18 protein-coding genes are annotated in these 20,367 nt (G+C 70.6%); 6 read left to right on the top strand and 12 right to left on the bottom strand.

The window, feature by feature from the left end; all coding sequences use genetic code 11:
* The first annotated feature begins 40 nt into the window (after positions 1–40).
* Positions 41–1,237, top strand: coding sequence for an NAD(P)/FAD-dependent oxidoreductase (locus tag ACFYYF_RS33225; RefSeq protein WP_388781168.1), 1,197 nt, complete (start codon positions 41–43; stop codon positions 1,235–1,237).
* 411 nt (positions 1,238–1,648) lie between these two features.
* Here ACFYYF_RS33225 and ACFYYF_RS33220 read toward each other — a convergent pair whose 3' ends face one another.
* The 5 genes from ACFYYF_RS33220 to ACFYYF_RS33200 form a co-directional block, all read right to left on the bottom strand.
* The gene (locus tag ACFYYF_RS33220; RefSeq protein ID WP_388781166.1) at positions 1,649–2,284 is read right to left on the bottom strand and encodes a TetR/AcrR family transcriptional regulator; all 636 of its coding nucleotides are present in this window, start codon (positions 2,282–2,284) and stop codon (positions 1,649–1,651) included.
* Between the two features lie 350 nt (positions 2,285–2,634).
* The gene (locus ACFYYF_RS33215) at positions 2,635–3,033 is read right to left on the bottom strand and encodes a nuclear transport factor 2 family protein (RefSeq protein ID WP_361685201.1); all 399 of its coding nucleotides are present in this window, start codon (positions 3,031–3,033) and stop codon (positions 2,635–2,637) included.
* 41 nt (positions 3,034–3,074) lie between these two features.
* The gene (locus tag ACFYYF_RS33210) at positions 3,075–3,923 is read right to left on the bottom strand and encodes an SDR family oxidoreductase (RefSeq protein WP_388781164.1); all 849 of its coding nucleotides are present in this window, start codon (positions 3,921–3,923) and stop codon (positions 3,075–3,077) included.
* A gap of 61 nt (positions 3,924–3,984) precedes the next feature.
* Positions 3,985–4,581, bottom strand: a complete 597-nt coding sequence (locus tag ACFYYF_RS33205) for a hypothetical protein (RefSeq protein WP_388781162.1) — start codon at positions 4,579–4,581, stop codon at positions 3,985–3,987.
* Between the two features lie 105 nt (positions 4,582–4,686).
* Entirely contained in the window at positions 4,687–5,448 is a 762-nt protein-coding gene (locus ACFYYF_RS33200) for a DeoR/GlpR family DNA-binding transcription regulator (protein ID WP_388781160.1), read from the bottom strand.
* 89 nt (positions 5,449–5,537) lie between these two features.
* On the opposite strand from ACFYYF_RS33200, the gene ACFYYF_RS33195 reads away from it, so the two are divergent.
* Both ACFYYF_RS33195 and ACFYYF_RS33190 read left to right on the top strand, forming a co-directional pair.
* The gene (locus ACFYYF_RS33195; protein WP_388781158.1) at positions 5,538–6,755 is read left to right on the top strand and encodes an MFS transporter; all 1,218 of its coding nucleotides are present in this window, start codon (positions 5,538–5,540) and stop codon (positions 6,753–6,755) included.
* A gap of 198 nt (positions 6,756–6,953) precedes the next feature.
* Positions 6,954–7,943, top strand: coding sequence for an aldo/keto reductase (locus ACFYYF_RS33190; RefSeq protein WP_388781156.1), 990 nt, complete (start codon positions 6,954–6,956; stop codon positions 7,941–7,943).
* Positions 7,944–8,205: 262 nt separating this feature from the next.
* Here the strand turns inward: ACFYYF_RS33190 and ACFYYF_RS33185 are convergent, their stop codons facing one another.
* On the bottom strand, positions 8,206–8,595 hold the full coding sequence (locus ACFYYF_RS33185) for a signal peptidase I (RefSeq protein ID WP_388781154.1): 390 nt from the start codon (positions 8,593–8,595) through the stop codon (positions 8,206–8,208).
* A 55-nt stretch (positions 8,596–8,650) separates the two neighbouring features.
* The gene (locus tag ACFYYF_RS33180) at positions 8,651–9,946 is read right to left on the bottom strand and encodes a M48 family metallopeptidase (protein ID WP_388781152.1); all 1,296 of its coding nucleotides are present in this window, start codon (positions 9,944–9,946) and stop codon (positions 8,651–8,653) included.
* A 30-nt stretch (positions 9,947–9,976) separates the two neighbouring features.
* Here ACFYYF_RS33180 and ACFYYF_RS33175 point away from each other — a divergent pair, with 30 nt between their 5' ends.
* Complete coding sequence (locus tag ACFYYF_RS33175; protein ID WP_388781150.1) at positions 9,977–11,257, top strand: MFS transporter; 1,281 nt, start codon at positions 9,977–9,979, stop codon at positions 11,255–11,257.
* 130 nt (positions 11,258–11,387) lie between these two features.
* Positions 11,388–12,374 (top strand): NAD-dependent epimerase/dehydratase family protein, encoded by a 987-nt coding sequence (locus ACFYYF_RS33170; protein WP_388781148.1) that lies wholly within the window; start codon positions 11,388–11,390, stop codon positions 12,372–12,374.
* A gap of 90 nt (positions 12,375–12,464) precedes the next feature.
* On the opposite strand, the gene ACFYYF_RS33165 is transcribed toward ACFYYF_RS33170, so the two are convergent.
* The 4 genes from ACFYYF_RS33165 to ACFYYF_RS33150 all read right to left on the bottom strand — a co-directional run bounded on the left by ACFYYF_RS33165 (position 12,465) and on the right by ACFYYF_RS33150 (position 16,279).
* Positions 12,465–13,121, bottom strand: coding sequence for a DUF6461 domain-containing protein (locus ACFYYF_RS33165; protein ID WP_388781146.1), 657 nt, complete (start codon positions 13,119–13,121; stop codon positions 12,465–12,467).
* Between the two features lie 97 nt (positions 13,122–13,218).
* Complete coding sequence (locus ACFYYF_RS33160) at positions 13,219–13,770, bottom strand: YciI family protein (protein ID WP_388781144.1); 552 nt, start codon at positions 13,768–13,770, stop codon at positions 13,219–13,221.
* Between the two features lie 171 nt (positions 13,771–13,941).
* Positions 13,942–14,337: a VOC family protein gene (locus tag ACFYYF_RS33155; RefSeq protein ID WP_388781142.1), complete on the bottom strand. Its 396-nt coding sequence runs from the start codon at positions 14,335–14,337 to the stop codon at positions 13,942–13,944.
* A gap of 130 nt (positions 14,338–14,467) precedes the next feature.
* Positions 14,468–16,279 (bottom strand): cellulase family glycosylhydrolase, encoded by a 1,812-nt coding sequence (locus ACFYYF_RS33150; RefSeq protein ID WP_388781140.1) that lies wholly within the window; start codon positions 16,277–16,279, stop codon positions 14,468–14,470.
* Between the two features lie 752 nt (positions 16,280–17,031).
* Here ACFYYF_RS33150 and ACFYYF_RS33145 point away from each other — a divergent pair.
* A complete protein-coding gene (locus ACFYYF_RS33145; RefSeq protein WP_388781138.1) occupies positions 17,032–19,164 on the top strand; it encodes a glycoside hydrolase family 6 protein in 2,133 nt (710 codons plus the stop codon).
* A gap of 71 nt (positions 19,165–19,235) precedes the next feature.
* Here ACFYYF_RS33145 and ACFYYF_RS33140 read toward each other — a convergent pair whose 3' ends face one another.
* Positions 19,236–20,270 carry a LacI family DNA-binding transcriptional regulator gene (locus ACFYYF_RS33140; protein WP_388781136.1) on the bottom strand — a complete coding sequence of 345 codons (1,035 nt, stop codon included), beginning with the start codon at positions 20,268–20,270 and terminating at the stop codon, positions 19,236–19,238.
* Between the last annotated feature and the right edge of the window lie 97 nt (positions 20,271–20,367).

Below are 20,367 nucleotides of genomic sequence, written 5' to 3'. Positions count from 1 at the left end.
CGCCGGACAACGGCGGACCCGTCCAGACAGGAGCACGGACATGCTGCACCGCATCGTCGTCCTTGGAGCCGGATACACCGGAGCCGTCGCCGCCGGCCGCCTCGCCAAGAGGCTGCACCGCGAGGACGTCGCCATCACCCTCGTCAACCCCGAGCCCGACTTCGTCGAACGCGTCCGGATGCACCAGTTCGCCGCGGGCCAGGACCTCAAGCCCCGGCCCTTCGACGAGATGTTCGCCGGTACGGGGGTGGAGCTGAGGCTCGCGAGCGTCACCGCCGTGGACGTGGACCGCAGGACGGTCTCCGTCACCGGCACCGACGGCCCGGCCGAGCTCTCGTACGACACCCTGGTCTACGCCCTCGGTAGCGGCTGGAACGACGGAGACGTCCCCGGCGTCGCCGAGCACGCCGACGAATTGGCCAGCCGGCCCGGCGCCCGCCGCCTGCGCGAACGCCTCGCCGCCCTGGAGGCCGGCAAGCCCGTGGTCGTCGTGGGCGGCGGCCTGACCGGCGTGGAGGCCGCGACCGAGATCGCCGAGGCCCGGCTGGACCTCAGCGTCTCGCTGGCCGCCCACGGCGCCCTCGGCGACTGGCTCTCGGCGAAGGGCCGCGCCCACCTGCGGAAGGTGACCGACGGGCTCGGCATCGAGGTCCACGAGCACGCGGCGGTCACCGCCGTGACGGAGGACGGCGTCACGACCTCCGACGGCCGGACCGTCCCCGCCGCGGTGACTGTCTGGACCACCGGCTTCGCCGTCCACCCGATCGCCCGGGCGACCACCCTAGAAGTCACCGAGCGCGGACAGATCGTGGTCGACGCCACGATGCGCTCGGTCTCCCACCCGGACGTCTACGCCGTGGGTGACGCCGCGATGGCCATCGGCCCCCAGGACAAGCCCCTGCGCATGTCCTGCGCCTCGGGCGTCCCCATGGCCTGGCAGGCCGCCGACGCCATCGCCGCCCGGCTCGCCGGGACCAAGGTCCCGCACGTCGCCATCCGCTACTTCCAGCAGTGCATCTCCCTCGGCCGCAAGGAGGGCCTGATCCAGTTCGTCACCGCCGACGACCGAGCGGTCGACCGCGCCCTGACGGGCCGCACCGCCGCCCTGTACAAGGAGCTGATCTGCAAGGGTGCGGCCTGGGGTGTCGCCAACCCGACGGTGGGCCTGCCCGCCAGGCGTCGACGGGTCGTACGACAGGAGACTGAGGACCTCGCTCCTGCGGAGGCGACTGCCTGACCAGGCCCGGCCGACCCCGGCCGAAGCTCCGACGCGACCGAAGCCCCAGGCCGCCCGCCTGGGGCCCGGTCGCCGGTCGATTTCCGGGACGCCAGCCCGACGTTATTGCGAATATCTTGCAATAGCGATATCGATGCAGCAACATGGGCCGTGGCGGGGTCGGCCCGTCAGTCTTCGGTGTCCGAGCGCCGTTCCGTCCGTCCGGCGCGTCCTTCCTGAAGAGTGATCGTCTTCTCACCCGGCACCCGCCGGTCCCGGCCGGCCCCGCTTCGGCGTTCGCCGGCCTTGGCGCCGTTCGAGATCTCGGCGCTGAAGCCGCGGCGTCGCGGTGGCGCTCATGCCGGACGGCGCGACGGAGGTGATTCCTTCTGTCCGGCGCCTGCCTCCATGGAACGGACGGCGGCGCGGACGTCAGCCCTGTTCCGGCGCTCCGAGGACCGTGGACACGGTCCGCGCTATGAGGCGCGGGGTCGCTCCCGGGTCATCGGCGGGCAGCATCATGTGGCTGACGGTGAGGCGCACGGCCAGATCGGCGGCCGCGGCGCGGCGGTCCTCGGCGGCCTGCGGGACCGTTTCGCCCAGCCATGCGCAGAGCAGCCGCCGCGTGCTGGAGAAGACGGGCTCGGGTCTGCTGGTCAGGAAGGGCAGCAGGGCATCGGTCCCCCCGCGCGTGGCCGTCAGTACGGCACCGACGAACGGATTGACCGCCGCCTGCTCCAGCGCGTGGGCCACGGCCGCCTCCAGGGCCGGGGCGAGCCGGCCACGATGGGAGTCCAGTACCGCGGCGAGGCCGACGAGGAACTCGTCCGTCTCGCGCTCCACCAGGGCGCGGCCGATCCCCGCCCGGTCGCCGAACTCCTTGTAGATCGACGGGCGTGACACGTCGGCGCGCACCGCGAGGTCGGCCACTCGGACGCGGTCCCAGCCGTCTTCGGCGGCGAGCGATCTGGCTTCGGCGATGACCCGCTCGCGCATCTCCTTGCGCCAGGCCACGCGGGGCGGATCCGGCCGGAGATGGGGCGTCGCGGAGGTGGGACCGTCGGGCATGGCCGCAGTGTGCCATGACGGGCGCGCTTCCGCCGGTCCCGCCCGGGAGTCGACGGAAGCGCGCGTGGTGACGAGCGTGCCACTCTCGGTGCGTTTCGACAAAGGTGGCTGGGCGTAAAGGTTCTGACGAGTCGTCAAGTCTGAGTGGATTGAACCTTGGTGGGAGGTGCCCGGCGGGTCCTGACCGAAGCCGCTGCGGGCGGCCGAGGCCGGGCCAGGTCCCCCCCCGTAGCACCCGGTCACGGTCTTCCCGCGCGCGCAGGGCCGGCATCGGGCGTCCGTCGCTGGAGCCGTCACGGCCTGTGTGTCCCCTCGCTCCAGCGCATGTCGTCGCCAGGACGCAGGTGCGGTCAGGACTGGTCGTGCCAGGCGACCGCGGTGATCCGCCATCCCTGTGGAGTGCGTACGAACTGGAGGGTCTTGGTGCCGCCGCCCTCGAAGGGTCGGCCGTCCATGATCCCTGACTTGCGGTAGTCGCTGAACCGGGAGGCGATGTCGCCCGCGATGTCCGTCCGTTCGGAGGTCTCCCACTCGGAGAACTCGACCAGGCGGCCGTCGCTCAGCAGTTTCCGGCGGGGCTCGATGAACTCGTCCACGGTGTAGACGGTGAACTCGGGGCCGGTCTTGACGATCACCCCGCCAGGGAGAACCAGTCGGCTGATCCGCGCCACGTCGGCAGCCTTGCCGTCCCGGTTGTCGAAGGCACCGAAGAACTCGGCGGTCACTGCGTCTATCTCGGTCTTGGACATGGCGCGACGGTAGCAAGGCCCTTGCGCGTTGCCGCGCGACCTCACCACGGCTCCCGCACCGGGCGACCCTCGTCGCGGAGGAACTCGCGGGCGCCACGGATCCTGGTCCCCAGGCGCCCCTGTGTGCCCCGGCTGTCGAGGCGCAGGTCGAGGGCACCGGGCAGCTGGGTGTCGGCTCGCCGCCCGGCGGGCAGGTCCGCGGCGTCGAGTCCCTGATTCCGGGCGATGAGCACACCGAGGTCGTAACGACTCAGCGCATCGGGCCCGGCGAGGTGGAACATGCCGACCGCGTCGGACAGCGCGATCTCCCACAGGGCGGTGGCGAGGTCCTCGACATGGACCGGGCAGCGGATGTCGTCGGTGAACAGGACCCCTTGGCGGGTGCGGGCCGCCAGGGCGTGCACCATGCGCTCGTGAGGGGAGCGGCCGTGTCCGAGGATCAGTGAGGTGCGGGCGACGACGGCATCAGGCATCGTCAGCCGCACCACCGTCTCGGCGGCGGCCTTCGCCGCACCGTAGGGGGTGATCGGATCGGGCAGACTGCTCTCGTCGTAGCGGACGCGCGCACCCGAGAACACCGCGTCGCTGGAGACGTGGGCGAGGCGGCAGCCTTGTTCCGCGGCGGCCAGCGCCACATGGATCGCGCCGTCGGCGGTCACCGCCCAGTCGGACTGTCCGCTGGACGCGTTGACGACGACCGAGGGCGCGACGTCGGCGATCACCGCGGCGACATGCCGAGGGTCCCTGATGTCGAGTGGATGCCAGGTCGCGCCCGAGGCGCTGCCGGCGCGGGACGCGAACGTCGCGGCCGTCTCATGACCCGCCGCGACGGCCTGCCGGACCAGTTCGGTTCCCAGGAAGCCACTGCCGCCGATGACCAGGACCGTCATGGACGCCACGGTAGTGGAGGGCGGCCAAGGAGGTCCCGGCCGTGGTGAGTTCCGCCGGGCCCTACCGGACGACGGCAGCCCGTGGATCGACCTCGCAGTGAGCGATCTGGTCCACGTTGCCCGTGCCGGCAACCGGTACCCGGTAGGTGGTCTTGTCCTTCGCGGGCACCGACACCTGATCGCCGGTCTCCGCGATGGTCACGCCGTTCCGGTCCTTGAAGCCGATCTTCACGGTGAAGATGCCGTCGCGTCCGTTCGGATTCCTGATCTCGACGGTCGCGTACGGGTCGTCCGTGCTCGCGCAGTGGATGAGCACGGCGGTCCCGTCCTTGAGCGGCCGGGAGGTGTGGCGGGCCGAGGGCGCCGTGGTCGTGGCCCGGCCGGTGGGGCGGGAACGGTACGTGGCACCGCCGCTGTCACCCGCACTCGTACTCGAGTCGTCGGCGTCACTGCCGTACGTCTCACTGCCGGACGAGCCGCCGCCCGACGTGCCGCCCGAGGTCGACGAACTGTCGTGGTCCTGGCCGGAACTGCTGCAACCGCCCCCGCTGTCGTGGCTGCGGTGCCCGTGACCACGACCTGACGAGAAGCCCGTCAGGGCCAGTACGACCAGTGCCGATACCGCGGTGAATCTGAGCCTGCGCCCCCGTATGTGCATGTCATCACCCTACTCACGGTCGTCGCGCCCACCTCCGTGAGGGTCGGGCGGGCCCCGGCGGACGCACGATCGCGGCAGGGCGGACACACGACCGCGGCACGGTGGTCAGACGGTCTTGACGACGGTGCCGGCGCTCTCGACCGCGGCCAGCTCCTCGGTGGGTGCGGTGGTGTCGGTGACAAGGGTGTGCAGGAGCGTGGAGGGGCCGACGTAGGCGTAGGCGGTGCGGCCGAACTTGCTGCCGTCCGTCGCGAGGACGACACGGCGTGACGAGGTGATGGCGGCCTTCTTCACCGCGGCCTCGTCGAGGTCGTAGGCGGTCAGGCCGTCGGCCGCACTCAGCCCGCAGCATCCGAGAACGGCGGTGTCGAAACGCAGGGCCGCCAGGGAGGCCAGGGTGAGGGGACCGGTGAGGGCTCCCTCGGCGGCGCGCGGCTGTCCGCCGGGCACCACCAGCGTGGCCGGACCGGGTGTCTCGCCGAGCAGGTGGATGGCCTGCAGGGACAGCGGCATCACGGTGACGGGGCGCTCGCGCAGGAGACGGGCGACTTCGAGGCAGGTGGTGCCGCTGTCCAGCAGGACGCTCTCTCCGTCGGCGATGAGCGCGGAGACCTCGGCGGCGATCCGGCGCTTGGCGTCGACCGACTCGTTGCTGCGCAGCGCGAACGGTGGCTCCTCGCCCCTGAGCAGCAGGGTGCGCGCGCCGCCTCGGACCCGTTCGAGAACACCCTGGCCGGCCAGGACGTCGAGGTCGCGCCGGATGGTCATCTCCGAGGCGCCGGTCAGCTCCGCGAGCTGCTGGACCGTGGCGCCGCCGGAGTCCATGACGGCCTTCGCGATCAGCCCGTGCCGCTCTGCGTTGCTCATACCGGGATTGAACACCACGAGACAATGAACATGCAATGTGTTCAAGAGCCGGTCTTTCGAACATCGGAATCGTTCGTTACGGTGACGGCATGCACTCTTCGCTTCGAGCCGCCCGCGTGGCGACCTATGTCTACTTCGTCCTGTGCGGCACTTTGATGGGCGCCTGGGTGGTGCACATTCCCGCCGTGGAGGAGCGCGTGGGCATCAGTCACGCGACCCTGGGTGGCCTGCTGGTACTGCTCGGGCTCGGAGCCTTCCTCGGAATGCAGATGGCCGGACCCCTGACCGACCGCCTCGGCGCACGCGTCGTGGTCCCCGTCAGCGGAGTGCTGTGCGGTGCCGCGCTGGTCCTGCCCGGTCTCGCCCAGACCCCTTGGGCCCTCGCGGGAGCGCTGCTGGTCTTCGGGTTCTGCAACGGCTGCCTGGACGTGAGCATGAACGCCCACGCCGTCCACGTGGAGAAAGCGTACGGCCGCCCCGTCATGTCGGGCTTCCACGCCACCTTCTCCGTGGGCGGCGTCCTCGCCGCGCTCGTCGCGGCGGGAGCCGCGAGCGCGGGCCTGAACCCGCTTGCGAGCATGGCCGCGATGGGAGCCGTGGGCATCGTGATCGCCCTGGCATGGGCACGCACCCTGCTGCCCGCCGCCCCCGCGTCGGCCCCCGAAACCGACACCGGCTCCACGGAGGAGACCGGGACGGCACCGGCCGCCGCGCCCCGCGGTGCCGGGCGGCGGGTCTGGATGCTCGCCGTCCTGGCCCTGATGGTCATGCTGTGCGAGGGCGCCGCGAATGACTGGAGCGCCCTGCACCTCAAGGACGTCCTCGGGGCGCCCGCCGGCACGGCCGCCTTCGCCTACGGGACCTTCGCCGCGGCCATGACCACCGGGCGACTGCTCGCCGACCGCCTCGTGGCCCGGTTCGGCTCCATGGCGATCCTGCGCCACGGCGCGGCCATGGCGGGCGTCGGCATCACACTCGTGGCGCTCGGCCCCTGGATGTGGGCCGCGTTCGCGGGCTGGGCGCTCTTCGGCCTGGGCCTGTCCGGCACGGTCCCGCAGTTGTTCAGCGCGGCCGGGCACGCCGACCCCGCGGCCGCCGGCGCGAACGTCTCCCGCGTCGCCGGGCTCGGCTACGTCGGCATGCTCGCCGGCCCCGCCGTCATCGGCTGGCTGACCCACGTCGTGGCCCTGAACCACACCTTCGTACTGCTGAGCCTGCTGTGTGTGATCACCGCCGCGGCCGCCGGGATCCTGCGTACGGGATCGGACCGCGCACCCCGGAACGACCTGGAACCCGTCGCCGGCTGACCGACTTGCGCTGGAGTGCGCTCCAGGTCGTAGCGTCGCAGACACGACGGCGTACGAAGGCCGCGGACCCGGCGCCTCACGAGATGCCCGGCCGTGGATTTCGTCGCTAGATGGATGAAGGGCTCAACGCCCGGTGATCCACATGACGACATGACGACATGACGAGACGCGAGTAAGCACAGGAAGCGGGGAGACGTCATGCAGAAGCGCACTCTGCGAGACCTTGAGGTGTCGGCCATCGGTCTGGGATGCATGGGCATGTCCGCCTTCTACGGATCCACGGATCAGGAGGAGGGCGTCGCGACGATCCGGCGCGCCCTGGACCTCGGGGTGAACTTCCTCGACACCGCGCAGATGTACGGGCCGCTCACCAACGAGTCGCTCCTCGGCGAGGCGATCCGCGGGCGTCGCGACGACTACGTGATCGCGACGAAGTTCAACTACCGGATGGACGACGCGGTACCGGGCGACATCAGCACGGTCGGCCCGCAGGACGGCTCGGCCGAGCACGTCCGGAGCTCGGTCCACGGCTCCCTGCAGCGTCTGGGGACCGACCACATCGACCTGTACTACCAGCACCGGGTCGACCCGAACGTGCCCATCGAGGAGACGGTCGGCGCGCTGGGCGAACTGGTCGCCGAGGGCAAGGTGCGGGCCATCGGTCTGAGCGAGGCGAGCGCGGAGACCATCCGCCGCGCCGACGCCGTACACCCGATCACCGCGGTGCAGAGCGAGTACTCGCTGTGGTCGCGGGACGTGGAGGCCGAGGTGCTGCCCGCGTGCCGCGAGCTGGGTATCGGCTTCGTGCCGTACTCGCCGCTCGGCCGCGGCTTCCTCGCCGGCCGCTTCAGCTCGCCGGACGAGCTGGACGCGAACGACTGGCGCCGCCAGAACCCGCGCTTCCAGGACGCCAACCTGGAGGCGAACATGCGGCTGGCGGCCAAGGTGAAGGAGATCGCCGCCGAGAAGGACGTGCTCCCGGCCCAGCTGGCCATCGCCTGGGTGCTGGCCCAGGGCGAGCACCTGGTGCCGATCCCGGGCACCAAGCGCCGCACCTATCTGGAGCAGAACGCCGCCGCGGTCGACATCGAGCTGACCAAGGACGACCTGGCGCGCATCGACGCGGAACTGCCCGAGGCGGCGGGTGAGCGCTACGACGAGGCCGGCATGCGATCCGTCAATCGCTAGCCGTTCCGGCCGGCCGCAGTCGGTGGCGGCCGGCAGGTCCCGCCGCCACTAGAACCCTCGGGTTCGCTGAGCCTGAGGCTGGGCCTGAACTCTTGGCGGGGCCTGAACTCTTGGCTGTGGCTGTGGCTGTGGCTGTGGCTGCGGCGGTGGCTTTGGGTCCCGGGCCCGGCTCGGGCTCCGGCCGCAGCTGCGGAACCTTCAGCCACGACGCCACCACTGGCCGCCCGGACAAGGCGCGGCCGTTACCAGCGGCGGAATCGCGCTACACAGCCTCGGTCGCCTCGGTCGCCTCGGTCGCCTTGTAGCCAGGGAGTGAGGGCCAGCGGACCGTCAGCACCACGGACTCCTCCTCGGCGAACCAGGAGTGATCGACACCCCGCCCCCACACGACATAGTCCCCCTGCTCGGCCAAGAGCACGCTGCGCCCGGGCAGTTCCACCCGGAAGCGGCCACTGATGAGGACCAGCAGGGCGGTACGTTCCTCGCCCGTCACCCACTGGGCCCGCTCATCTCCCCGCGGGTGGACGCCCCATTTGATCTCCACGTCCTGGCTGTGCCGCGGATCGGAGGCGTCCTGGAAGTGCCCCAGCAGCCACCCCCGGTCCAGTGCCGCGTCCTTGCCCGCGTTGCCCACATACACGCTGTCGGTCATGGCTCGGAAGGTAGCAGCCGCGTCCGACGACCCTTGTGCCTTCGTCCATGCGACGTCACGCCTGGACGCAGTCCTGGACCATCCTGCGAGCCAGCAGGCGCTTCGCTTCACCGAGTTCGTCCTCGATGGCGTCGGCCCGGACCGCGTCCAGCAGGACGGTGGCCGGAAGAGGCTCGCCCATGGACAGTCGAGACACGCGCAGACCGATGGCGGGGAGACCGGAATCCTCGGCCTGCCGACCCGGCGGTTCGGAATCCGCCGCGCCGGGGCCTGGATCGAGGGGATCGGACTCGTTCCTCTCGCTGTCGCGCAGCGATGGCGTGAGTGTGCCGACCTTCGCCCAGAAGTCCTTGTCCACGCTCTGGGTACTGCCGGTCCAGCCGAAGGTTCGTGCCGCGACGGTCAGTCGGTGCATCTCGATGGCGACGGCGCCGGCCAGGCGCCGGTCACGCAACGCCGAGACGGCCGCCGGTGTGGAAGCAGCACGCGCGGCGGCGGCGTCCGCCTGGAACTCGGCGCGCCGGGCGCTCGACCGTGTGAGTCGCGTCAGGAGGCGGGCGGCGCCCTTCATGAGCAGGGCCGGGATCCAGAGTGCCCAACTGGCCGTACGGCCGTGGGCGTTGAACCGGAGGGCTGCAATGGCCATCTCGTCGGCGTACCGGGACAGCGGCGAGGTCTCGAAGGCCGCCTCCGTTCGGAGGGGCTGATGTTCCATCTGTTCCGCGCCGCTCGTCAGTGAAGCGAGCGCGCTGCCGACGAGCGCCCCGCGTCGGACATCGTGGGAGGCCAAGTGCCCCAACTCATGTGCGAGAGCGGCGACTCGCTGCTGTGGCGCGAACGTCAGCCAGAGGGGATAGCCGAGCACCAGTCGCCGTCTGCGTCGTATTCCGTAGGTGGTTGCCCGGACGGAGAAATCCGGGCTGACCTGTACGACATCGAGGCGCCGTGCGCCCACCGCATCCGCCACGTCGTCCAGCAGCGCGTACAGGGCGGGCGCTTCTTCCCGCGGCAGCGTGGGCAGATCCGGGTCGAGGCTTCCGCACCGTGGACGCAGGACGGTGGCCGACAGGACCAGAACCAGTCCGATCAGCGGCTGCACCACCGTCTTGAGGCGCAGAACGACCAGGAGCAGCCCGCCGACCAGCAAGCTCGCCGTCAGGATATGCAGCAGACAAGCGACGCCATAGGCGGCAGCGGTCGACACGTGCTCCCGGCGCGATAAGTCAGGCTCCGCCTCGGCGGTCAGTCCTCGATCCGTCATGACTCTCCCCCGATCGTCACTGGAAGCGGCATCCTCCTCTTCTTGCGAAGCACTGCCAAGAGGCGATGCCCCTATGCTGACTGCCTTCACGCGGGGGAGGGTTCGTTGGTGCGGCGGGACATGCTCGGGCAGGACTTTCGACGGTTGTGGGGTGCCTACGGAGTCAGCGCCGCGGGCAGTGCCGTCGCCATGGGCGCGCTGCCGCTCGTCGCCCTGCTGGTGCTGCACGCCTCGGCGTTCCAGGTCTCCCTTCTCACGGCGTTGTCCGCGGTGGCCAGTGCGCTGATCGCGCTGCCGCTCGGTGTCCGTATCGAGCACCGGTACAAGCGCCCCGTCATGGTCACGGCCGATCTGGTGCGCTGCGCGGTGCTGGTGAGCGTTCCGGTCGCGGCGGCATTCGGCGGCCTCACGTTCGTTCAGCTGTGTGCCGTAGGCGTCCTTCAGACGGCCGCGTCCATCGCGTTCGACGCGGCGAGCGGTGCCCACCTCAAGGCCCTTGTCCGGCCCGAGCACCGGCTTCGGGCCAACAGCCTGTTCGAGACCACCAGTTGGATCAGTGTGAGCGCCGGCCCGCCGGTCGGCGGCCTCCTGGTCGGCGTCCTGGGCGCCACCGCCACGATCGCGGTCGACGCCGCGTCCTTCCTCGGATCAGCACTGGGTGTCCGTCGCATCCGACGGCCCGAACCGGCGCCACCGGAACTCGGCGCCGCCCCTCGCCTGGGTCGCGACATCGCCGCAGGCTGGCGGTATCTCCTGCGGCATCCCGGGCTGCGCCCGCTGTTCTGCAACGCCCTGCTCTTCGGCGGTGCCATCATGATGGCGTCCCCGCTGATGGCCGTCCTGATGCTGCGCGACCTCGGCCTCACGCCCTGGCAGTACGGGCTCGCCCTGGGCCTTCCGTGTCTGGGCGGCGTACTGGGATCACGTCTGGCCCCTCCCTTGACCCGCCGGTTCGGGCAGCGCCGGATTCTGCTCCTCTCCGGCGTCGCCCGCACGGTCTGGACGATCCTGCTGCCGCTGGCGCCTTCTGGTGCCCTCGGCGTGTGCACCATCGTGGCCGTCGACTTCGGTCTGCTCCTCGCCGCCGGTGTCTTCAACCCGTCGTTCACGACCTACCGCATGCAGGTGACCCAGGACGCGTTCATGTCCCGCGTCGCCACATCCTGGTCGGTCGGCACGAAGACGTGCCAGGCAGCCTTCATGATCGGCGGCGGGCTGATCGCCGAAGCGACAGGTGTCCGTGGCGCGCTGCTCATCGCCGGCGCGCTGTGTCTGTCGAGCGCACTCCTCCTGCCATGGCGGACGACCTTCACCTCCACCAGCGGCATCCCGGCACCCGCGCCGGAACAGACTCCGGAACGGGCCCCGGAACAAGCCCGTTCCCGGGCCGACTCCCCGTAGGGGACCATCCGATCCGAGCCGGACGGCGGCTGCCGCACCGCGAGCGCCGCACACCGCTCGGGTCGCCGCCCGGGTCTGCTGTCGGCAGAACGGCTTGGGCGCCCGGCCTCCAGGGTGTTTGGGTGGCGGAGTGGAGATCCTGGTTCTGGGCGGTACGGCATGGGTGGGCCGGGAGTTGTCCCGGCAGGCGATCGAACGCGGGCACCGGGTGACGTGCCTGGCTCGCGGTGAGAGCGGGGGAGTCGCGGACGGGGCGAGGCTGGTGGCCGCCGACCGGCGCGATCCTTCGGCGTACGAAGGTCTGCTCGACCGTGACTGGGACGCGGTTGTCGAGGTGTCCTGGCAGCCTGCCTTCGTTCGCCGAGCGGTCGAGGCACTGGGAGGCAGAGCCCGGCACTGGGCCTATGTCTCCTCCGTCAGTGCCTATGCGAGCCATGCCGCCCCAGGCGCGGACGAGTCCGCGGACCTCCTCGCCCCGACGGACCGGGGCGAGGTCGACCATGAGGTGTACGGCGAGGCCAAGGTCGCCTGCGAGCAGGCGTCGGCGACCGTCGTGGGCGACCGGCTCCTCATCGCCCGCGCGGGTCTCATCGGCGGCCCGGGCGATCACAGCGGACGCTCCGGCTACTGGGTGGCCCGCGCCGCGCGTGACCGGCAGGGGCCGATGCTGGTTCCCGACGCGCCAGAAGCGCCGACTCAGGTCGTGGAAGTACGGGACCTCACCGCCTGGCTGCTCGACGCCGCGGAGGCGGGGAGCACCGGGACCTACGACGCCGTCGGCCCGGTCGTCCCGTTCCAGGAGTGGATCGAGCTGTCCCGCACCATCGGCGGGCACACCGGTCCGGTGGTCACCGCCGACTCGGCCTGGCTGTCGGCCAACGGCGTGGCCGAGTTCGCGGGGCCCGAGTCCCTGCCGATGTGGGTGGTCGAGCCGGGCTGGGAAGGCTTCTCGGCCCGGAACGGGGCCGCGGCGGCCGCCGCCGGGCTGCGTCACCGGTCCCGGTCGGATCTGCTGATCGACACACTGCGCTGGGAGCGCGAGCAGGGACTCGACCGGGCCAGGCGCGCCGGCCTCAGCACCCGGCGTGAACGCGAGTTGCTCGACGCTCTCGGCTGACGCGCTTGCTCTCTGCCAAGACGGCCGCCCCCCAGCGCGACCAATGTCCCTGGGTCCGGAACACCACAGGTCAGCCGATCACAGCCGTGTTCATGGAAGCCATGCCGTCTTCGACCGGCCGAAGAGCTCGGCGGGCGAGCTGAGCCGGGCCGTGCGCAGCTCCGTACCCAACCAGGCGTAATCGACAGCCACACCCATGGTGCGTTCCATGAGCGCGAAGGACTCGGCGCACAGGGTCTCCCCGTGGAACGTGACTCCTGCCGCCCAAGCAGGGAGATCCGGTTTTCGTTCTGTCCGAGCCGAACCCTCGAACTCGAAGGGGTCGAACATGCCGTCCACGCGGCCGTCACGGGCGTGCATCACCTGGAGTCCGGCGTTCACGCTCCGGTGCAAGCTGAAGAACTCGCCGCCGTCGGCCGAAGCCCGTCTGGCGATCTCCGGGATACTGCCGTGGCGGCCCCACTCGATGGCGACGACGTGTGGGCCGACGGTGAGCACACGGAGCAGGTCGTACGCCTCGTACGGGTGAGACGCCTGCGCTTCCACGGCTTCCGCGAAGGTCATCAGCCATGACACCTCGGGATCGCCGCCGAACGCCCGGATCACCTCGTCCACCGTCTTCCCCGCGATCACGGAGAAGGTGTAGGCGTCGAGCTCATCGGAATCGGCCCACGCGTACCGGGCGACGATGCCTTCCCAGTCCGAAGGCCCGCCGTGCAGCGGGTCCCGGGAGGCGCCAGGTGTCATGGCGACACCCTACCGAGCGGTCGGCCCGGGACTTCATAACTCCGCCCGGGGCGAGGGGCGTCGGCGCTTGCCCCGGGCAGGAGATGGTGCCCCTCGGTCAGGAGGGCCGTCCGCCGAACTGCCAGTGGTGCACCTCGATGTCGGCGTACCGGTCAGGGGTGAGGACGGCGCGGGCCGTCTCAGGGTCCGGTGCCCTGAGCAGAACCGCGGTGCCCAGCCAGGTGGTTCCGTCGTCGGCCAGCAGAGGCCCGTACGCGATGAGTTCGTCCTGGTCCGGCGGTACCCTGAGATCGGCGGCCTGCCCCGCGCCGAGGCCGAGGACCAGATACCGGTTGCCGTCGGTCCGGCCGCCGGGGAAGTCCCACATGGTGCGCCCCAGCAGATTGCGCCACCGTCGCAGCAGCACGTCCCGGTACACGCCGGCCTGGTAGTTGGGCTCGTCGAAGGCGAACGCGCGGGCGGTGGCCGGATCGGGCAGGTCGAGGATGTGCACGCTTCCGGTGGGTGTGTCGCCGTCGTCGGCGAGGGTCGGGCCCCGGGCGATCATCTCCTTCGCGTACTGGTCCATGTAGGACCAGTGCCGTTCCAGCAGTTCGTCGCGCAGCGGCAGGGAGTCACGCCGGTCGCGGTGGTAGCAGAGGAACTCCATGCCCCTAGGTTGTCCGCGAGGACGTGGTCAGGGCGAGTGGGTTTCCAGTGGGGACCGCCCGTCAGCTTCGTCCGGAAGCGGCGTGCGGGCACCGCGGCCGACATGACTCCGCGTCGTTCGAGCGGGCGTGTGACGGTCTTGCGGCCGTCGCGCCCCGCCGCACCGATCCTTCTAGCCCTGGGGTGCCAGGGTGCGCAGGACGTCGAACTCGTTGCCTTCGGGGTCGGCCATGACCACCCAGTTCCGGTCCGGGCCCTGGCCCACGTCCACCGTGGCGGCGCCGAGGCCGAGCAGCCTGGTCACCTCGTCCTCGGTGCTGCCGTCGATCGGGCTGACGTCGAGGTGGAGCCGGTTCTTGACGGTCTTGCCCTCGGGCACACGGATGAACACCAGGGTGGGCGGCATCTGGCGGGCCCGGACTTCCTCGACGGTGGGCACCCAGGAGCCGATCTCGACCATTCCCTCGCCCCGGTCGATCACCTTGAAGTCCAGGACCTCGCACCAGAAGTCCGCGAGCCTCTCCGGATCGTGGCAGTCGACGACCAACTCGGTGAACCTGCTTGTCATGCTTCTCCCAGATAGTACGGACGGGCACAGGGTAGGTTGCCCGCCCGACAGATCCGAGACCTCTTGATCAGGGAGATCGGGCGGGCTCGATCCGGGGGAAACCGAAGCCGCCCGGCCCGCCCGAAACCGTCTAGCCCGCCCGGCAGCTCAGGACCGGCGTACCCGCGCCTTCGGGCGCCGCACTGAACCCGAAGCCGGTCGAGGCACCGGCCGCGACGGCGCCGTTGTGGTCGGCATTGCTCGCGGTCACCGTCCTGCCCACCTGACTGTACGAGGCGTTCCACATTCCGGAGACGGACTGGTTGCCCGCCCACTCCCAGGTGACCTGCCACGACTTGGTCGTCGAGGAGCCTGTGTTGGTGACGGTGACGTCGGCGTTGAATCCACTGCCCCAGTCGCTGCTCACCTTGTACGTGGCCTTGCACCCGCTGGAGCCGCCCCCGGTGCCTGTGGTCGTCGCGGTGACCGACGCGGACGCCGTGGAGGTGTTTCCGGCCGCGTCGCGAGCCCGCACGGTGTAGTCGTACGGGGTCCCGGCGGTGAGGCCCGTGTCGGTGTAGGACGTGCCGGTGACCTGACCGGCCCTGGTGGTGCCGCGGTAGACGTCGTAGCCGGTCACCCCGGTGTCGTCGGTGGACGCCTGCCACGACAGGGACACACTCGACGCGGTGGTGCCGGTCACCGCCAGTCCGGTCGGTGCCGAGGGCGCGGTCGTGTCCCCGCCTCCGCCTCCGCCCCCGGAGAAGCCCGGCGCCTTGATGCTCGCGAGATAGCCGTCCTTGACGGTGTCCACGGTCTGCCAGTCGTCCTTGAGGATGCCTCCCGTGTCGCCGGAGTTCGGATTCCACGACCAGAACGTCCAGTTGAAGCTGTCGGCCCCGTACGTGTTCGTGGGCCGCAGGTAGTCGACGAGCGCGGCGAGCCACTTCTGGTCGACCGTCGACTGAAGCGTGGTGCCGAACTCACCGAGCCAGACGGGGGCGATGTTCTGTTTGAAGATGTAGCCCCAGTACTTGTCCCAGATCGCCGGCATGTTCGCCGGGAACGACGGGTCGCTGAACCAGGGTTGCTGAGCGACGCTGGTGGCGTAGTCGTGGGCCGAGTAGACGAGACGGTTGGCGACACTCAGCCGCACCGGCGCGGCGGCGACGCCGGCGAGGTTGCCGCCCCACCAGGTGCTCTGCCCGTTCACCGTCTGGACGCCCTCGACGAAGATCAGCAGGCTGGAGTTGACGGACAGGACCGCGTTGCCGGCACGTTCGGCCGCGAGCCGCCAGTCGGTGCTCGTGTCGCCGCACCCCCAACAGGCGGGGTCGTGCGGCTCGTTGTGCAGGTCGATCCCGATGACGGCGGTGTTGCCCTGGTAGCGCGCCGCCAGGGCCTTGAGGTTCGCGATCCAGGTCGCCTCGGGAACGGCGGAGGTGTACCAGAGCGCCGACTGGGCCGAGGAATCGGGCCGGTGGCGGTCGAGTACGACCTTGAGGCCGATCGAGCCCGCGTAACCGACGATCTTGTCCATCACCTGGAGCGAGTTGAGTCCCTGCAGGTCGGCGTTCAGACCGTTCGCGTAGGTGATGCCGTTGGGCTGGGTGCCCTTGAAGATGTCGTCGCTGTACGGGAGGCGGACGGTGTTGTAGCCCAGGGTCTTCATCTGGTCGATCATCGACTTGTAGTCGCGTGACCAGAGGCCGTGCGCCACGTAGTTGGACGTCTCGAACCCGAACCAGTTGATGCCCGCCATGCGCACCGGCTGGTTCTGCGCGTCGAGGATCCGGCGGCCGTCGGTGTGCCAGTATCCGGCGCCGGACGCGGCCGCGGCGCGCGAGGGGGCGGCGGCCGCTTGCGCCGGCACCGTCACCGTGAACGGAACGAGGGCCGCGAAGGCCGCGGTGAGGAGCGTGACCAGGACGCGCCTGACGCGGAATGAGGGTGGGTGCCGCATGGTGGGGGGTCCTCTCCGGGTGGGAGCGCTCCCATGCGCGGGCGCGCGTCTCCGGGCGGGCAGACGGATGGGCGTCCGGCGTGGCGGCTCCCGCGGACCGGCAGGAGTGTCCCGCTCCCGACGGCCGGCTCGTCGAAGCCGGACTGCGCACATGGAAGCCACTAAGCGTGTCCGCGTCAATACCTCGCGCGGCGATCGCGTACTCCGTGAAGCAGTCGGCCGTGGGTGCGTTTCGCGTCGGCCGCGCCCCTGCCGATCCGGTCGCGTGTGGTGTGACCTCGCCTTCCGTGCTCTGTGCCGAGCACGTCTCGGGCTCCTGCCGCCGTCGCGCGAGCCTCGGCCCGGGCACGCCGCGCGGCCGGGCCGGGTCCACGGGAGGTGGTGCGAGATCAACGGACCGTCAGAAAGGTACTTGTTGCGCGGGTGTTGACATCCAAAGTCGAACCGCTGCACTTTGGGAGCGCTCCCACGTTCGGTGTCCCAGCTCTACCGTCACCTCAACGACCGGTCACCGTTCCGCGCGCTATGACGAGAACACCGGACCCACGTCCGGACGACGCCGCGGCGCAATCATGTTCGGCGCTCCCTCGGCTCCACCCCGCGCGACGCACACGGTCGCACCTTCGTCATGCCCGCACGCAATGTCCGTCCGGCGGAACTCCGCCCGGTGTGCCAGGGACGCGGCACACCGGACGGCCGCCGGCGACCCAGCACGCCGCCCGTACCTGCCTGCTTTCCCCAGGAGATGGCTGATGCCTTCCCGTAGACCCGACTCCACCGTGCGCCGCAGCGGACGGAAGCGGACCGCCGCTCTGGCCGTCGGCGCCCTTCTCGGAGCCCTGTCCGTCACCGCGCTCCCGACCACCGCGGTCGCGGCCGCCAAACTCGACAATCCCTACGTCGGCGCGAAGGCCTACGTGAACCCCGACTGGTCGGCCAGGGCCGCGGCCGAGCCGGGTGGTTCGGCGATCTCCGACCAGCCCACCTTCGTCTGGCTGGACCGGATGGCCGCGATCCAGGGCACCGCCGACGCCCGGGGGCTCAAGGCGCACCTCGACGCGGCGAAGGCCCAGGGCGCCAACCTGGTCCAGCTCGTCATCTACGACCTGCCGGGCCGGGACTGCGCGGCCCTCGCCTCCAACGGCGAACTCGGCCCCGACGACCTGGCCACCTACCAGAGCAGCTACATCGACCCGATCGCCACGATCCTCGCCGACCCGGCCTACGCGAGCCTGCGGATCGTCAACCTCATCGAGCCCGACTCGCTGCCCAACCTCGTGACCAACGCGGGCGGTACCGCGGGCTCCACGACCCAGTGCGCCACCATGAAGGCGAACGGCAACTACGAGAAGGGCGTCGGCTACGCCCTCCACAAGCTCGGCGCCCTGTCCAACACGTACAACTACATCGACGCCGGTCACCACGGCTGGCTCGGCTGGGACAGCAACCTCGTCCCGTCCGCCCAGGAGTTCAAGAAGGCGGCCACCACCAACGGCGCCACCGTGAGCGACGTGACCGGCTTCATCGTGAACACCGCCAACTATTCCGCCACCAAAGAGCCGTACGTGAAGGTGACGGACACGGTCAACGGCCAGACGGTGCGGCAGTCGAAGTGGATCGACTGGAACCAGTACGACGACGAGAGCTCGTACGCGCAGGGCCTGCGCACCGCGCTCGTCGCACAGGGCTTCGACGCCGGCATCGGCATGCTCATCGACACCTCGCGCAACGGCTGGGGCGGTTCGGCCCGGCCGACCGGCCCCGGCCCGACGACCAGCGTCGACGCCTACGTGGACGGCGGTCGCATCGACCGGCGCATTCACGCGGGGAACTGGTGCAACCAGAGCGGGGCGGGACTCGGCGAACGCCCGGCGACCGCACCCGACACCGGGATCGACGCGTATGTGTGGGCCAAGCCGCCGGGCGAGTCGGACGGGGCCAGCCAGGCCGTCGACAACGACGAGGGCAAGGGCTTCGACCGGATGTGCGACCCCACGTACACCGGGAACGGGCGCAATGGGAACAACCTCACCGGAGCGCTGCCCAACTCCCCGCTCGCCGGGCACTGGTTCTCCGCCCAGTTCCGTCAGTTGCTCGCCAACGCCAACCCGCCGCTGAGCGGATCGGGCGGAGGCGGCGGTGACACGCAGGCGCCCACCACTCCCGGCGGCCTCACCGTCGGCTCCACGACGAGCAACAGCGTCTCGCTGAGCTGGAACGCGTCCACGGACAACACCGCGGTCACGGGATACGACGTCTACCGCGACGGCACCAAGGTGGGCAGCGCCACCGCCACGTCGTACACCGACAGCGGACTCGCCGCGTCCACGACCTACAGCTACTCGGTCAAGGCGAAGGACGCGGCCGGCAACGCATCGGCCTCGTCCACGGCGGTGTCCACCACCACCAAGGCGTCGAGCGGGGGAGGAGGCTCGTCGGGCCTCAAGGTTCAGTACAAGAACAACGACTCCTCCGCCGCCGACAACCAGGTCAAGCCCGGTCTCAAGCTGGTCAACGGCGGTTCGGCCGCGGTCGATCTGTCCAAGGTGACCGTCCGCTACTGGTTCACCGGGGAGTCCTCCTCCGCCGGCTACCAGACCTTCTGCGACTGGGCGCAGCTCGGTTGCTCCACGGTGAAGACGTCAGTGGGCTCCGTCTCCCCGAGCCGTACGGGTGCGGACCACTACCTTGAGGTGGGCTTCACCTCCGGTTCGCTGGCGGCCGGGGCGGACAGCGGCGATCTGCAGCTCCGCATGGCCAAGTCGGACTGGTCGAACTTCGACGAGTCGAACGACTACAGCCGGGGCACGGGCACGTCCTACGCGGACGCGGCGAAGGTGACCGTGTACGTGTCGGGCACGCTGGTCTGGGGCACCGAGCCGTAGAGCGGGCACAACCGTAAGGGGGCCGGGGCGGTGACGCTCCGGCCCCATGCCGCGCGTTCGGGACGCGCCGCTCAGCCGCCCTGACGCGGGGCGGAGGTGCTGTCACGGACGATCAACTGCGTGGCGAGTTCCACCCGCGGCAGGTCGACGTCCTCCCCGTCGATCAGCCGCAGCAGGGTGCGGGCGGCCATGGCGGCCATGGCCTGGAGCGGCTGCCGCACGGTGGTGAGGGTGGGGTCGCTCCACCGCGCGATCGGAACGTCGTCGAAGCCGACGACACTGATGTCGTGCGGGACGCGCAGCCCCCGTGCGCGAAGTGCCGTGAACGCGCCGAACGCCTGGAGGTCGCTCGCGGCGAACAGGGCGGTGGGCAGGGGGAGTCCGGTGCGCTCGGCCTCGTCGAGCAGGGCGTCGGTCTCCGCACGCCCCGACTCGTCGTTGAACTCGCCGTATCTCACCTGCCCAGTCGGCACGTCGAGTTCGGCGGCCTCCATCGCGGCGCGGAAACCGTCGGCACGGGCCCTGCTGCACAACAGCTGCCGAGGGCCCGCGAGATGGGCGATCCGCCGATGTCCGAGACCTATGAGGTGCTCGGTGGCCGCGACGGCACCGGCCCAGTTGGTGGCGCCGATCGTGGGTACACCGGCCTCCACGGTGCCCACCGGGTCGACGAGGACGAACGGAACCCCGAGTGACGTCAGTTTCGTACGCTGGCGCAGGTTGAGGTCGGAGACGACGAGGACGGCACCGTCGGATCTGCGTGCGGTCAGTTGCTCCAGCCAGGCACTGGTGCCCGCGCCGCTCCCGTGCGCGGCCGAGAGGACCATGCTGACACCGGCGGCCCGCAGGGTCTCCTCGGCACCGCGGATGATCTCGATGGACCACAGACTGTCGAGTTCGTTCAGGACGAGATCGACGATGCCGCCGCGGCGACGGCCGCCGCGCCGCTGGTAGTGACGCCGGGCCACGATCTGCTGGATGCGCTCGCGGGTGGCGGCCGAGACGTCACTGCGACCGTTGAGGACCTTCGACACGGTGGCGGTGGAGACACCGGCCTCGGCGGCGATGGTTCCGATCGTCACCTTGGCTCCCGGCTGACTGCTCATGCGCCGTGTGTTCCCCTTCTCCGTCCGGCCGCACGGCGCTGTGGCCCGCGCCGGCCGTTTCCTTGCCCGGTCAGCCTAAGGCCGGGGCCCTGCCGAG

Origin of the sequence: Streptomyces sp. NPDC001914 (genome assembly GCF_042891215.1) — a bacterium.
Lineage (GTDB): Bacteria > Actinomycetota > Actinomycetes > Streptomycetales > Streptomycetaceae > Streptomyces.
This window is presented reverse-complemented; position numbering and strand designations above follow the sequence as displayed.